11 protein-coding genes and 1 pseudogene are annotated in these 14767 nt (G+C 57.0%); 4 read left to right on the forward strand and 8 right to left on the reverse strand.

Translation table 11 applies throughout. The annotated features are described in order from the left end of the window. Positions 1-98 precede the first annotated feature (98 nt). Positions 99-875: a hypothetical protein gene (locus tag OKW78_RS13705; RefSeq protein ID WP_210114059.1), complete on the reverse strand. Its 777-nt coding sequence runs from the start codon at positions 873-875 to the stop codon at positions 99-101. Between the two features lie 320 nt (positions 876-1195). Continuing rightward, positions 1196-4480: an N-6 DNA methylase gene (locus tag OKW78_RS16935; protein ID WP_210114060.1), complete on the reverse strand. Its 3285-nt coding sequence runs from the start codon at positions 4478-4480 to the stop codon at positions 1196-1198. Positions 4481-4927: 447 nt separating this feature from the next. On the opposite strand from OKW78_RS16935, the gene OKW78_RS13715 reads away from it, so the two are divergent. Beyond that, positions 4928-5956: a Cdc6/Cdc18 family protein gene (locus OKW78_RS13715; protein ID WP_210113822.1), complete on the forward strand. Its 1029-nt coding sequence runs from the start codon at positions 4928-4930 to the stop codon at positions 5954-5956. A gap of 638 nt (positions 5957-6594) precedes the next feature. Next, a complete protein-coding gene (locus tag OKW78_RS13720; RefSeq protein ID WP_004594472.1) occupies positions 6595-7851 on the forward strand; it encodes an orc1/cdc6 family replication initiation protein in 1257 nt (418 codons plus the stop codon). A gap of 454 nt (positions 7852-8305) precedes the next feature. Here the strand turns inward: OKW78_RS13720 and OKW78_RS13725 are convergent. The 3 genes and pseudogenes from OKW78_RS13725 to OKW78_RS13735 form a co-directional block, all read right to left on the reverse strand. Beyond that, positions 8306-8903: pseudogene (locus OKW78_RS13725) on the reverse strand (hypothetical protein). Between the two features lie 93 nt (positions 8904-8996). After that, positions 8997-9320, reverse strand: a complete 324-nt coding sequence (locus OKW78_RS13730; RefSeq protein ID WP_004594473.1) for a hypothetical protein — start codon at positions 9318-9320, stop codon at positions 8997-8999. A gap of 172 nt (positions 9321-9492) precedes the next feature. Next, positions 9493-10311, reverse strand: coding sequence for a hypothetical protein (locus OKW78_RS13735; protein WP_103992931.1), 819 nt, complete (start codon positions 10309-10311; stop codon positions 9493-9495). A gap of 228 nt (positions 10312-10539) precedes the next feature. On the opposite strand from OKW78_RS13735, the gene OKW78_RS13740 reads away from it, so the two are divergent. Then, a complete protein-coding gene (locus OKW78_RS13740) occupies positions 10540-11211 on the forward strand; it encodes a helix-turn-helix domain-containing protein (RefSeq protein ID WP_210113823.1) in 672 nt (223 codons plus the stop codon). Continuing rightward, positions 11208-11903: a hypothetical protein gene (locus OKW78_RS13745; RefSeq protein WP_092893729.1), complete on the forward strand. Its 696-nt coding sequence runs from the start codon at positions 11208-11210 to the stop codon at positions 11901-11903. Before OKW78_RS13740 ends, OKW78_RS13745 begins: the two co-directional genes overlap by 4 nt. 124 nt (positions 11904-12027) lie before the next feature. On the opposite strand, the gene OKW78_RS13750 is transcribed toward OKW78_RS13745, so the two are convergent. The 3 genes from OKW78_RS13750 to OKW78_RS13760 all read right to left on the reverse strand — a co-directional run bounded on the left by OKW78_RS13750 (position 12028) and on the right by OKW78_RS13760 (position 14494). Beyond that, on the reverse strand, positions 12028-12957 hold the full coding sequence (locus tag OKW78_RS13750; RefSeq protein WP_128904662.1) for an ArdC-like ssDNA-binding domain-containing protein: 930 nt from the start codon (positions 12955-12957) through the stop codon (positions 12028-12030). A 112-nt stretch (positions 12958-13069) separates the two neighbouring features. Beyond that, a complete protein-coding gene (locus tag OKW78_RS13755; RefSeq protein ID WP_210113824.1) occupies positions 13070-13417 on the reverse strand; it encodes a hypothetical protein in 348 nt (115 codons plus the stop codon). Positions 13418-13492: 75 nt separating this feature from the next. Next, a complete protein-coding gene (locus OKW78_RS13760; RefSeq protein ID WP_128904729.1) occupies positions 13493-14494 on the reverse strand; it encodes a DUF6610 family protein in 1002 nt (333 codons plus the stop codon). Between the last annotated feature and the right edge of the window lie 273 nt (positions 14495-14767).

The following is a 14767-nucleotide window of genomic DNA, read 5'->3' on the forward strand; positions in this document are numbered from 1 at the left end:
ATGCCTCGATAAGCCGCCGCTATCTCGCGGTTTCTCGCTTAACTAAAGACAGATGGTGGATGACTATAGGGGCCTACCCTCACTAACGTCGCCATGATTCACGGCGGGTACTTGAACGTCTCTTCGACCCGTCGGTGCAACTTGTGATCTGAAGACTCCGACGAGAAACGGAACTCACAGATGTCCTCAAGCGTCACACCGCTCGTGATTCCCCCTGTCTTCCCCATTACCTGCTCCGCGTGTACATTGCCGTTCACGTCGGTGTATAGGACGTGCAACTGAAACGAAATGTACCGAATACCGGCGTGGGATAGTCGTTGCGTCGTCTCGAACACAGGAGAACGGATGTATTCCGCTCGCCCCTCCTCACCGTGAAACACTTCCTCAAATTCAACTTGTGTGCTGAACTCGACCCGGCCTTCGTTCGGACTTAACACGCCTCCATCCCTTGAATCGTTCTCAAAATCATCACCCTCGGTCCTGTTCAACGCAAAGAACCTCGGGAGAATCTCGAACCCATCACCGTCCGGGGTGAGGAAACACGCATCCTCAATGTCGATAGGCGTTCTTTCTCCAGGGTCTGGATGGTAACTCACGACGAGTGTAGGGCGGATATACAGATTCTGTGCGACTCCTTCACCGAGGTTTTCCAGCTGGATGGTGAGGATGTCGAACGTGGTACCGCGTCCACTTTTCGACTGTATTTCCTTCCCACGGCTTTTCACGACAGGTTGGCTTTGCCGCTCGATGGTGTCCTGTAGGTCGTCGGTCTGTACTTCCGTGTTCGATTCCCAGAAAACGAGTTTCTCGATGAGAGTGACTTGTAACGCTGTTAAACTAATTTGAGGGATATAGGCGCGTAGACGGTCGAACATACTGGTTACCGTACACTCGTTGATAATAAAGGGGAGGTCGTGGTACTCGACGATAGGGAATGGAAGATATTCCGCAACCCTCACCGAACCCGTATGACCCAGGCGAGAACGTGCGCGTATACCTTGACCCAGATGATCCAGACAGTCGCTTCCACGGTGTCACATGCGTCGTCGTAGACCGGTTTGATGACGACTTAGACCGAGAGACCGGGCGCGACTTAGACCGATACTCGTACCGCGTGAGGCGCGTGGACGGTGACGTACTCCCGGTCCAATTCCGGCACTCGGACCTTATCCCCGAGGAGTAGTGAGAGGTCCTGTTAGTCGTCTGCTTCGGCGGCTTCCGCGGCGTCCACGTTCAACTTCACATCCTGCTTCCGCTCCGGTGCCGGCGGCTTCCCATCAGGGTACAGCTCCTGCATCTTCTTGTGGTACGCACCAAGCCCCATCTGCGAGTTGATGTACACGAGCTTACCCGGGTCCAAACCGTACAACCCCATCAGCAACCGGTCGATCTTCCAATCCGTACTGTCACCAAGCTCACCGTCATCAAGCATCGTATCGACGCAATCAGCAATCTCCTCCGCCGTCTCACGGCCATCCTCTTCAGAGAGTTTCGCCACCGGAACCGGGAGTTCCCTGATGTCCGTCTGCCGCATATTGGCGAACGCTTCCGCGGCGTCGATCTCCCCGGACCGTTTGAACATGTAGTAATGCAGCACGCGAGAGTTCATCAATCCGAGTAGGAACTTGTGGTACGTTGTCGTGTCGAGGCCGCTCGGGACGTTCTCCGGGTTGGCCCACTTGCCCTCGTACTCTTCGTCCTCGTCGGCAAGATCGACGTCCACGTACCAATCCAGCATATCCTGCTGGTCGTCACGGATCTTGTACACGTACACCGACCGCGGGCAATAGACCGTGTCCCCGTGGTACGCAACTGACAACCCGACCCCGGCTTCCCTGATGAACAGCTTATCACCGTCGTACACGGACTGGTCTTTGTAATTGACACCGTCGTACCCTAAGTCGAGACCCTTCAACTCTAACTCATCATACCGTGCATCGAACGAATCACCGTCCATGTACAGCACGTCACCGTCCGCCGGGTCGTCGCTAATTAGGTACTCTTCACCGACTCTGTTCTGATACTTGAACTCAACCTCACAGTAATTGCATTCCTTCTCTTCGTCCGGTTCCTTCTTCCGCGGCGGGGCAATCCACTTCCCGCACGCCGGGCACTTGATGACGTGCCCGGCCTTGTTCAGCTCGACGCCACGGTGAGATTCGCAGAACGCACCGACCGGTATCGAGTTATCCTCCATCGTATCGAGGAGTTCGTCATCTTCGACGTATCGGAATGGTTCGATCTCCCCGGACTCAATGCAACGGCTCTGCGGGATATCGAACGCATACGCCGATTCAAGCTGTGAGAGGCTCAACTCACCTTCAATCGCTTTCCGGCGGTCTTCATCGACGAGGGTCATCGACCGGAACGTGTTCTCGGCGCTTGGCTCCGTGTTTTTCAGCTGCATCGTCACCGTAGACATGCGAATGTCGCTTCCGAACCAGTCTGCACCCATGATGTGGAACCGTTCAAACTCGTAGTTGTCGAGAAGATACTGTCGGATTTCTGCCTTCTCGGATCGAAGCAGGGTTTTCGGGAGGACGTACGCTAACCGGCCACCGTCGTCCAGATACTTGCATGCGGTGAGGATGAACAATTCGTAGGTGTCCATGTTCTCGACATCGAACCCGTCACCGAGCTCACGGTCCACCCATTCGGTCGCTTCGGGGCTTACTTGCCCACCCCACGGCGGATTCCCGATAATCAGATCGAACTCGCCGAACCCAGCCGTTTCATCGATGTCTTCGAACTGGATTTCACCGGCGAGTGCGTCCTGCGACGCGAAATTCCCGGTGAGCATTCCCAACGATGTGTTCTTCCGCGCCGACCGTAGCCACACGGAGAGTTTCGAGATTTCAATCGCTTCCTGCAGCAAATCGTTCCCGTGCAGGCACTTGTCGAGAATCTCGATTTCCCGCTTCTCGAAGGATTCGAGTGGTACCTGTACCGGTCCGTCCGAACCAGCTGCCGCAACTTTCGCGGAGCGAAGCTTCTCGTGTACTCGGCGCGCTTCACGGCTAAGGTGGTTAAAACAGGACACTAGGAACGCGCCAGATCCGCAAGCGATGTCCGCGATTCGGATGTTAACAATTTCCTTCAGGTAGGCTTCAAGGAATTCCTTGTCCGGGTTCTCCATCTCCATTTCCCCGTTATCAAGGTCTAACTCATCTCGAATCTTCGCGCGCTTGTCCTGTAGAAGATCCTGTATCGATTTCTCGGCGACGTACTCGGTGAGGCCCTCCCGCGTGAAGTAAAGGCCGTAGTCGCCGCGGTCACCACTGAACGGGTTACTCTCGCCTTCTGCGAGGTTCGCTCGCACCTGCTCGATGTCACCCACACTCTCCTCAAAGATACGACCAAGCACGTGCTCGTTCAAATCGGAATGGAAGTCGTACTCGTAGAACCCGTACACGCCTTCAATTTCAGAATCACCGATTTCGTAAGTATCTGTGAACAACTCGTCCGGCAGTGTTACGGACTGCAGCACATCGTCCTCCTCAAACAACCCGCCATCGTACCCGAAGATATCGTACGGGTACTCGTCGGGGCTACCAGTGTCGATTACGCGGAACAGGTCCTGTATGAGCGGGTAGATTTTCTGGTCGTCAAGCGTCGGTAGGTCCCTGCCGGTCTCGATGACGTCCTTCAGCAAATCGTCGGGGAGTAGGCCAGACGGGTGATCGCTGAAGAAGCAAATCACGAGACCACGGTGAATGAACGTCTGTGCGGCTTGAATAGCGGCGAGTTGCCCGTCGCTGGATTCGGCGAGTTCCGGGTCCTCGTCGATAATTACCTCGTACACGTCCTCAACTGCCTCGCGGTAGAACTGGTAGAAGTCCTCAGTAAGTTCCAACCGTTCGGAGAGGTTCTGCGCCATGAGGTCCTCGATGTCCGAATCGGCGTCCTCACCGATTAGGAACCGTCGGTGCATAATGAAATAGAACTCCCAGAACGTCTCGGTAGGCTCACCATCGGCGTCAAGGAACTCGTCGATCTCCCACTCTTCGTAGTGGTCGATGCTGCCGTGGTGGTACAGTCTGACAACTTCCATGTTCGACGCGACAACCCACCGAACGGACAGGCCGTTCGTAATTGCGTACTCGAAGGCCTGTTCGACCGGGGATTTGAGGCGTGACGGATCGACCTTATCGAGATCTGTCCCCGGATCTTTCAGCTCACCGACGACCTTCCGAACGTCCTCAGTAAGTTCGCCATCGTCCTGTTCGAAGTGCCCGAGTAGTACGTCAGGGAACCCTTCACCACCTTCGGAGAGTGATTCGGGAAGGAGCTGGAATTCACCGGCGCTGCCGCGCGGTCGTGTGTATCCGAGTACATCTGAAAAGATGTCGCTCACGAACGACTGCTGCAGGTTGCGCTCGGTGAGCGACGTGCTGGTACCCGTCCATCCTTCGACTGCCTCGATGATGTCGTCGGTGTCAGCCGGCCGTTCAACCTCTTGTTGCTGTAAGTACTCGTCCACTAAGTCCGGGTCGAAGAGAGAGTGCTGATTTGTCGGCAAGGATATTGAGTTTTTTCTTATACGGGATACTTTGTTCTATCCCTTAACCAGTCGTCGCGTCGTGCGCCGTCGTCCTCCTGGTCATTACTATGATTTGTTCGTATTGGTTCGATTGCCGGAGATGGCTGATAAGTGCGACTCCGGCGCCCGGATACTTGGCACGTACAACAGCAGAGACTATGACATCCCGTTTTTTGAAGCGCCGAAGAGCGGGGATTGCCGGAGGATTCCCGGAGAAACACCACGTTATGTTCGACCTCAAGGGTTTCCGGAAACGGTCGGTTTCCGCATAACGAACCGCATCACATCGAGGGCGAAAGGGATTGAGATGGGGTTAATTGGGTTCTTTCCGGAAGCAACCCGATCACGTTTTTAGTACTAGCCAGAAAACCAGTCTATCAAGCAAAGATGATTCGCGATGCTCGCGTTCTCCGCGCCGGGTTCGTCCCTCGGGAAGTTGAGCATCGCGACGCCGAAGTCAACCACCTCTCCAGCGTTCTTGAGCCCATCACGAACGGGGAACCCGCCGACACGGCCATCGTCACTGGACCCAGCGGCGCCGGCAAGACCTGCATCTCGAAGTTCGTTACCGAACGACTCCGGGAAGAGGTCCTCGACGTCAAGGCCACCTACGTCAATTGCTGGCGCAACTACACCCGATTTCGTACGCTCTACCAGATCCTCGACGATCTCGGCGCGACCATCGACATCCACCGGCAGTCGACGCCCCACAACGAACTCGTCGATCGCCTCCAGCAGCATGACGGCCCGCGAACCGTCGTCATCCTCGACGAGGTCGACCAACTGGAGGACCCCAGCGTCATCTACGACCTCCACAGCCTCCCGCAGTTCGCGATCATCTGCATCGCGAACAAGGAAGAGGAGCTGTTCAGCCGCGTCGACGACCGCCTTGTGAGCCGCCTGCGCTCCAGCGAACACGTCCGGATGGACAAGTACCACGACGAGCAGCTGTACGACATTCTGAGTGCGCGGGCGAAGTGGGGCCTCGATGAGGACGTCATCACCGACGACCAGCTCTACCGGATCGCCGACGCGGCCGCCGGCGATGCCCGCCTCGCTATCGGCATCCTTCGAACAGCCGCCGGCAAGGCTGACCGCGAGAACCAGGAGCGGATCACCAACGACATCCTCCTGGACGCCGCCGAGGATGCCCGGGCCCAGATTAAGCAGAAGAGCATCGATTCACTCACGCCACACCAGCGCGTCGTTTACAACATTGTTCGCGATCACGAGCCACTCGGGCCGAGCGAGATTCACGACCACTATACCGAGAAGGTCGACGATCCTCGGACAAAACGGACAGTGCGGACGTATCTCTCCAAGATGGTCCAGTACAACCTCGTCGATGCGGAAGGCACGAGCCGGGACCGGGAGTACTCACTCGTCGGTTCGGAAGCTGCGTCGCCGATGCAGTAATATCCTGTCTCCGATTGGGTGAGATCGAGCGGCAATCAAGCGAACCCTTGCGGAATCGCGAAACGCCGAAATCACGGGATACTAGTACTGAGTGCCGACTGCGAATCGAGCATAAGCCATGAGCAGTTAACCAACAGACGGTTAATACATACGATTTGTTGGTTAACCGAAAGAGGTCCACGGTCATCATCGACTGGTGTCGGGAAGGGTAGATTTCGACTGGAATATCGGCCAGGCAACGATGGTAGCAGGGAGAGGGCGACCAGAGTTGCCAGTATTGCCAATAATACCGTCGTTTAAGTACCTCTCTCACTCCACCATTGCCAGTAACGAGGGGAGAATGGACGGGAGGGCAGAAACTGTCACGTCTCTAGTCTAGTTACTGTTATCTAAACCTACTACAACTAGTGGAGTTTTCGTTAGTGCGGGTATGGTTTAACGTACAATGTATTAAGAGTATCGCTAATTAGAGAGGGGGTCGTTGACCCCCCTCCAGTTGTTGCAAAGGTTTACTGGCAATAGTGGAGTGTGTGTGTTTTATAAGTGGATGCGACACTGGCATAATTGGTTCGAGTGGTGGGTTAGTGGTGATACTGGAACCCATGGTTTTATGATGGTTCTTCGTCTTGAGTCCGCCTATGGGCCGATTCAATCGAGAATCGTTCATCATCCAAGACAAAGACGTCCTCCGGGATGATTACCAGCCAGAGACACTCGAGGAGCGGGACGAAGAACTCGACGAATATGCGGCCGCTCTCCGTCCCGTCATTCAGGGCTGGCAACCGAACAACGTCTTTCTCTATGGCGTTACCGGCGTCGGGAAGACAGCTGCTACGCACGATCTTCTTGAGGAGCTGCAAGAATCCGCCGGAGAGTACGACGACGTCGATCTCAACGTTATTGAACTCAACTGTACTGGCTGCACCACATCCTATCAGGTAGCGGTCAATCTCGTGAACGAGATTCGCTCTCCTTCTCACCCTCTCACCACAGTCTCGTCTTCGCGCGAACCGATGAGCGAAACCGGGTATCAACAAAAACGCATCTTCAACGAACTCTACAACGACCTTGAGTCGATCGGTGGGACTATTCTCGTGGTTCTGGACGAGATCGATAACATCGGCTCGGATGACGATATTCTGTACGAGCTTCCACGAGCACGCTCGCAATTGGATCTCGATGTGAAAATCGGTGTGGTCGGCATCTCGAACGACTTCAAGTTCCGAGAAAACCTCTCTCCGAAAGTCAAGGACACTCTCTGCGAAGAGGAAATCTTGTTCCCTCCGTACGACGCGACTGAACTGCAGAATATTCTCAAGCACCGAGCCGATATCGCGCTCTACGACGATGTCCTCGAATCAGATGTAATCCCATTGTGCGCAGCATTCTCTGCACAGGACTCGGGATCTGCTCGGCAGGCATTACGGTTACTCCGGAAAGCAGCTGATATCGCCGAGAACGACGCGATGGCGGGTGGAGAGGCGAAAATCACCGAAGACCACGTTCGGGAGGCCGAGCATCAGATCCAACGACAACAGGTTGTCGAAGGGATGCATTCGTTGACCCGGCAGGGGCAATATGTATTGCTGACTGTCTGTCAGCTAGCGGCAGAGGGAGAAACACCCGAACGGACGAAACTGATCTATGAGCGCTATCGAGAGGTTCTTCGTAATCACGGCAGTGAACCACTGAAACGCAGGCGAGTACACGACCACCTGTCGGATTTGAGCCTCCACGGGATCTTACGGTTGGTCGACTCGTCGAGTGGACGCGGGAACTACAACGAATACGAGCTTGATGTCTCTCTGTCGTCGGCCCTCGACGCACTCGAGAGCGAACTAGGTGAGCTCAACGACATTCGTGAAACTGCCAAGCGGCATCGGGTTCTGGAGTGACTTCTCAACCGCCAACACCAGTACTGCCAATACCCTCTCCACTTTTGCCAGTAACCGCGCAACCGTCAGTGCCAGTTTCTCCAGTACCCTCTCCGGTGTTGCCAGTAACTTCCTTGTTCTAATCAATCCGACTAGTTACTATCAGGACCACCGTTGCCAATTTCATCAAATAGCGTCTTGTCCTCCGATTTTACTGGCAATAGTGGAGTGTCTGACAGCATTTAAACGAAATTTCATTTACGAGCATTTGCAATCGCTCTTCAGTGGGCTACTTATCGCGTAAGGGTTCGTGGTTCGAAGACCCAATCTTGCACGGATTCACCCCGCACTTACTACTCGAAAACGGGGGATGTCTTCCTGTTCGAGTTCATTCGTTGTCTGGGCCATCGGTGAACAGGATTTCGTGGAGAAACGACAGAAACGTCGGGGGTGGGAGTAACCGATTCGTCTCTGTCTACGGGTATTCCTGATCACTCACGAGAGCCTCGGTACACTCGACGAGGTCGTCCTCAGTCGTCCACCGGCAGAGACGCCTAGCATCGTTGAGCATCTCGAAGATCGCGGTCTGCATTCCACTGTAGGGACTCTCGACGGCTACGTTTGTGTCGATCGCGTCCACATCTATCGTATTGTACGTCGTGTTTGAACACGTGCGTCTTCGCGAAGTACTCCTCAAGGGCTGTGAAGTAGCCCTGCTCGACGAGGAAGCAGCCCTGGGCGTGTTCGGTGACGCCCAGGATGACGTCTGTATGATCGGCGAGCAGCCGGAACTTGAGGTAGGTATTCGTCCACTCGCTTCGAATGTCGATCATCAGGAACGCGTACGCACCGGGCTGTCGGTTGAGGCGATCTTTTACGAGCTGGAGAGGACGGATTTCGGGTTTCCCGTAGCTGCCGAGGACAAAGTACGAATTCTCAGCTGAGAAGATCGGCGTGAGCTCCGCAACACTCTGTTTCAGCGCTTCGTATTCTTCCGGTGTGGGTGAGGCTTCGTGCAGATACTCGTCGGCTTTCTCGACGAGTTCGTCGACAGTGACCGGATCCTCACTCATCAACTCGGGACTTCTCTCGTACCCTGCGTCTTTCACTTCGCAGACGGGGTGTCTCCCCGAACAACTGGCCATCCGACTGAGGTACTAGTCCGTCTACTCGTCCGGATTTACTGGGGATTTGTACTTTGATTTGACGCGATCTCCTTCCCGCCACTGCCAGTAGTAGTAGCGGTTATCGTTGATCTCCTTGATCGTGATCGTCGCCTTCGTCGGGACATCATCGGGGAGGTCATCGGGTCGCTCGTCGATCTCGTCTTCCTCCTCCGCTTCGGCAAGGCGGGCCTGGCGCTCGCGATGCTCGGCGAGGTCCTCGGCATAGTGGGCAACGTCTCGGAGCAGCTCGGGTGAATAGTCGTTGAGTGTGTCGATGACGTCGGTGGGGAGGTCCGCTGGGGGCGTCGGTGGCTCGTAGGACATGGGCCGATCTGTGTTAACCAACAAAGGCGCAAACCGCATAGTTTTGTTGGTTAAGCCGCTACCAACGGCTCTCACCGGTTCTCCAGCAGCTGTATCAATACTCGAAACTCTCCATCAAGGAGTTTCGTCTGATGTTACAGTAGCCTCGGGAGATCTCGAACGCTGGGCGATCCTACGAGTTCGAGGGGAGACGCCCATCAGGTCGTGGGACCCGCCCCTGCTTGATCTCCTGATCGACTCGCCGGAGGTGTTTACAGCCGCCCTCGGGCGTACGCTTCCGCCAGTCTGGACACGTACACGACTCGCTGATCACGTCGACTTCATACCAGTTTCCGGACGCCGATCGGACCTCATAGCGGCCACCCTTTTCGAGCAGCGAGACGGCCATCGATTCGTCGACGGCACGTCTGGTTCGCGGCTCGAGGTCGTCGTGCTGGGTTGAGTGCTCCGTGACGACCATCCGATCGCGTACGTCGCCGGTGCGGCCGCCGTCTGGAGCAACCGCAGCCTTGGGATCCTGGAGACGATCCGCAAGCAGGGCCTCAACTGGATGGCCCTCCGGCCACAGATAGTGGACTTCCCGCCGCTCGCGATGGTCGTAGGAGCCACAGGCGGCAGCGCTCCCAGTCCAGACACGCCACGCCCCGAGTGCTGCCATCACGTCGACGATGACTCGCGGAACAGCGTCGTACTCGTCGGGGTAGAACACCCGGAACCGAGTACACTCCTCCTGCGGCGGAACCGTCTCCCACCACTCGACGTCGTCGTCCCAACTGTTGCACATCGCGTCGTCCTCTCCGTAGCCGACAGTCACGCCGTCAACCTGCGGTACTTCCACCGATGTGTCGTCAGCCTCTCCTTCGAGCAGCCGAAGGACGGCGTACCTGAGATACTCGTGTTCCGGATGGTCCGAAGATTGGGCGACCTGCTCATGGTGCTCTGCGACTCGCTCTGCCTCGTCGAGAACGGTCGTTAGATATCGGTCGGTCATAGGTCGGTGGAGACAGGAGTGCGCCTCCGCCCTTCGGCGGGCGCTGAAAAACTTAACCAACGAATAGCGATCCATCGTATCCTCTGTTGGTTAATTCATCTCCGCTCAAATTCTGAGCCGGATCGGATTACCGGAGCCAAGAATGGTATATCTGTATAGCGATAACGTCATAGGGAATACGGGGGACAAGACTAATACCGTTAGATGCGATACCGATAACTAGCGATGATGGAGTACGTCGACGTGACCGCGGCGAAAATCATGGTCGCGGCCCGGCCGGGCGACTCGATTCGTCGAATCGCCCAGAAGATCGACGGCTCCTACTCGTGGGTCTACGACTGGATCGAGCGGTTGGAGGACGCAGGCTTCATCCGGCGTGAGGGCGGCGTCTACATCGAGAATTACGCTGTCAGGGATCGCTACTACGATCTCGTCGCGGCCATCTCTCGCGCTGTTCCCCCCTCGATCGACGACGGCTACGTCATTCCGCACTTCGCCGGGATGCCCTTTGCGTACACGAAAATCGACGGCGTCTACGTCTGGACCCATGGCGGTTATCAGATCGCCCGCGGCCACGACGACTATCCGATCTTCATCCAGGTTGCCGACCGTGATATCGAACGGTGGACGGCGTTCTTCGATGAGTTCGGGATTCCGAGCCGGATCGAAGAGCGGCCGGACGCGACCGACTCCGACGCGACCGTCTCGTACGTGTTGTTCCCGACGAGTGGGGGCATCACTCGCGAGTGGGTCGACGGCAATCCGGTTATTCCGTTGGACGAGACGATCGAGCACATGTTGGAGTACCGGGTGAACTACGAGCCGGCGTTGGAGATGATCGCCGACGAGTACGACCGCGATATCGACGCGTCCCACGAGGATCCGCGTCTCAATGCATGAGCCTCGGTGAACGCGAAGACGAACTACTGGATACGCTGGAGGCAGTCATCGACGCTGACCTGCCGTACGTGCTCGTCGGTGGGTGGGCGATCGCGGCGTTCAATCAACGCTTCACCACGGACGTCGACGTCGTCATTCCGGCCCAAGCGGTCGACGACTACACGGACCTTCTCACCGACCGCGGCTACGAGAAAACGGCCGATGTCGAGCGAAACGAACTCTACGAGGGCCGGACTATCCGGTTTACGAAAGATATCGGGAATCCGGTTCAGTTCGACGCGATGGTGGACGCGCTGGGCTGTCGCCAGACGGAAGCTGAATGGTCGTATCGCTATCTGGCCCAGCACTCTGTCACCGAGGAACTGCGAACCGGGCGCCCGGTAACAGCCAGGATTCCGGAACGGGAGTTGCTGTTCGCGGTGAAACTCCACAGTGGCCGCAAGGCAGACTCTCGGGATCTGGTGGTGCTGGCTGCTGGCGCGGATTTCGACCGGATCGCGACCCATCTGCATCGCGGAGAGTCCGAGAAGCTCGCTGGTCGCATCGAGACTGTCCTCAACCGCCTCACGTCGGAGGATTTCGCAGATGCATTCAAAGGAGTCTTCGAACAGCAAACGGTTCCCGAACAGGATATCGATGCCGTCGTTGAGTTCCTTCGTGACCAGCAGCGCCGAATCGATTCTGAACGATAACATCGACTGTCGGTGGGGTTTGTCTTGGAATCGATCGAAACGCGCAGGGTCGGACGCCGAACGAATTAACCAACAGAGTGGGATAGTACCCCAAGCCGTTGGTTAACAGCTGGAGAAGGCGTGTTCAGTCCTCGGCGACCGTCCCGATTATCTCTTGCGCGGTGGAACTGATCCGGCCGAGACGCTCCTGAATGCTCTCCGCATCGTCGTCCTGCCACGCGGCAAGATAGAACGCTGACCCGCTCGTATCCAGGTTGAAATACCGCCCGACGATGTACGCAACGGCTTCGGCTTCGACCTCGCGTTTTGCGCGCTCGGGTTCGTCGTTGACATCGAAATGGAGCAGTGCGTGGGCGTACTCGTGAATCAGCGTCACCGCGAGGTCGGCCTGATTCGCTCTATCTTTCGCTTCGACGACGGGTTGGCACTCGTCGAGATTCCGGTGTTTGCAGACGCCTTTCGCGTCGTCATGCTCCCACTCAGCAGCGTCGACGACACGGACGTCGACATCGAGAGTAGCTGCCGCATCAAGGAGCGCTGGCACCAGGTCGTCGGCGTTACCAGTGGCCTCGGTTTCCAGCTCGGGGAGCGGTTCGCCCTCGGTTTGAGACACATCGAAGACTGCAGTTGGTTTGAATCCAACCAGTCCTTTGGACCACTCCTCGGCCGGTGTCTCGTCGTAGTCACAGTCGCTTTGCTCGTGGTAGCTCGGTGAGTTCTCGCACTCGGGGCACTGCTTCGTAATAATGGGTGCCCAGATCCAGATCGCCTGTTCGCCTTCTTGGACGTGCCGGTCGAACTCCGATCGCCACGTATTGTAGCCCGCTACGCGGGTTGCCTCGGGACACTGGAGCTTGATCAAGAGGGTGTTGCGATGGGAGTAGTCGTGGAATCGGGACTGGACATCGAGCCACTCCTGGAACTGTTGGCTGGCTTTTGCCTCGTCGACGTCTGCGACGAGCTCGTCGATCCAGTCTTCGATGGTACTGTGCATCTCGTCGTGTCGGGTGTCGGTCTCCTCGAACGAGACTCCCGACTCACTGGCTGTCATCATGGATTGCATCACATCGAGTACGACGACGTCTCCGAGAAGTCAGGACGCGCCGCACCCCTCGGGGGCGCACAATAAACGTCGGCGCGACTTCGGGGGATTTAGATCGGGGCTGCTATCGGAGCGCTACTTTCTCGTCAGCGAAGCCGACCGTGACGAGGTACTCGAGGAACGCGTCGAACTGGTCGACATCGCTCGGCGTGTCCGTCGCGAGGTGTCGAACCCACTCGATCGCCCACTGGAACGCGGGATCGGTTCCGCCCTTGCCATGTATATACCACCAGCGGGCGGCCTTCAGGACGACGAGCGGATTCGTCGGCGGTTGCTCGCTTGCGAGTCCACGAGTGATCGATCGGATTTCCTCGGGTACCTCAGCGGGGTCGACCTCGCCTGATTGGGTGTTCGATACGTCGACTGGAATATCGTCGATCGAGACATCGTTCGGACGCTGTTGTTGACTCACGGAAAATCACCTTCTCGGAGGACTTTTTGGATCGAGCCCTCGCCCCCTCCGGGGCGCGAAAAACCACTCGTAGCGTCACGCCGGTGGAATGTACACGCTCTGCTCGCCGGCGATCTCCTCGAGGTTGTTCCGATGGCGATGCGAGAAGTAGCACTCGTAGCTGCAGTAGCCACAGAGCACGCCGGTATCATACTCCGCGATGAAGGGACCGCGCCGAGTCGTCCAGACGTTCGCTTCACATTCGGTACACGCAGCACTATCGAGGTCGGTTGGTGACGGCCCCTCGTACTCGATTTCGAGGATGTCGCTATGTGGCGCTGAGTCAGGCCAGACGCCGTGGGACTGCCAGAAGGCCTTGATGCGGGCGAGACTGTGTCGCACCGTCTTCCGAACTGTGACGTGGGAGGCGTCACGACCGCTATCATCCCAGCCGTCAGCCGTCCAGAACTCCCCGAACTGCGCGCCGCGATGCAGCCCGTTCCAATCGAGGCCGACGATGTCGGCTGGTGGCTCGTCGGTGAGTGTCGGCCTGGTCAGCTGTCGAATGGCGTCGAGCTGCTTGGGCGGACTCCCACCGAGGATGTGGACGCGCCGCCCTCTCCAATCGGTTGGGTCGGAGAACTCGTGCGCCAGGCGATCGGCGTACCCTCGCGAATAGCCGAGGATGATATCATCTGGGATCGTGTCAATCACCGCTTGGGATTTCGGGACGATGATGACCTCGGCATCGGGAAAGCTGTCCTGAATCTCACGAGCAGCAGCGATGTGGGCGTCAACGTCAGTAGGTTCGTAGATGTCGCCGATGACACCGACCTGTGGCTCGTACTCGAAGAACCGCTCGACGAATCGATCCAGATCGGGGTTCTGGAAGTCGTTGTCGAGCATCCCGACGGGGAGGGTGAGATTCTGATATTGGGTCTCCTGATACCCGCAGTCCTCCCGAAAGCCGGGAAGGAAACCGAGCTCATAGGCATCCAGAGTGAACGGCGCTCGATGGAGGAACGCCACGATGTCGGCTTGTCTGGCGGCAGCGATGTCGCTCGCCGTGCTGGCGCTGGAGCTCAGCTCGAGGGACATGATTGGAGTTACGAGGCCGCTGTTGGCCGCCCCGCGCCCCTTCTGGGGGCCTGACAAACCGAGGTACAGTCTGTTAACCAACAACAGGGAAACTTATGCGGGGATTGTTGGTTAAGGACAGGACTTACTCTTCGTCGTCAGTGGTCCCCTCCTCTCGAAGAGCCTCCACCCCTTTGGGGCCGACACAAACAACTCTCCGGACGATGACGCCCCGCCTCTAATAGAGATAAAACCGATACAACAGTTACCGTAATGGTCATCCCCCGCGAGTGT

Source organism: Halorubrum sp. F4, assembly GCF_027257195.1.
Taxonomy (GTDB): domain Archaea; phylum Halobacteriota; class Halobacteria; order Halobacteriales; family Haloferacaceae; genus Halorubrum.

What these genes read in the sequence shown, in the direction of transcription:
- OKW78_RS13750 (WP_128904662.1), bottom strand. Translation starts at nt 12,957, where the DNA reads ATGATGACAGCCAGTGAGTCGGGAGTCTCGTTCGAGGAGACCGACACC.
- OKW78_RS13705 (WP_210114059.1), bottom strand. Translation starts at nt 875, where the DNA reads ATGTTCGACCGTCTACGCGCCTATATCCCTCAAATTAGTTTAACAGCG.
- OKW78_RS13760 (WP_128904729.1), bottom strand. Translation starts at nt 14,494, where the DNA reads ATGTCCCTCGAGCTGAGCTCCAGCGCCAGCACGGCGAGCGACATCGCT.
- OKW78_RS13730 (WP_004594473.1), bottom strand. Translation starts at nt 9,320, where the DNA reads ATGTCCTACGAGCCACCGACGCCCCCAGCGGACCTCCCCACCGACGTC.
- OKW78_RS13735 (WP_103992931.1), bottom strand. Translation starts at nt 10,311, where the DNA reads ATGACCGACCGATATCTAACGACCGTTCTCGACGAGGCAGAGCGAGTC.
- OKW78_RS13740 (WP_210113823.1), top strand. Translation starts at nt 10,540, where the DNA reads ATGGAGTACGTCGACGTGACCGCGGCGAAAATCATGGTCGCGGCCCGG.
- OKW78_RS13720 (WP_004594472.1), top strand. Translation starts at nt 6,595, where the DNA reads ATGGGCCGATTCAATCGAGAATCGTTCATCATCCAAGACAAAGACGTC.
- OKW78_RS13745 (WP_092893729.1), top strand. Translation starts at nt 11,208, where the DNA reads ATGAGCCTCGGTGAACGCGAAGACGAACTACTGGATACGCTGGAGGCA.
- OKW78_RS13715 (WP_210113822.1), top strand. Translation starts at nt 4,928, where the DNA reads ATGATTCGCGATGCTCGCGTTCTCCGCGCCGGGTTCGTCCCTCGGGAA.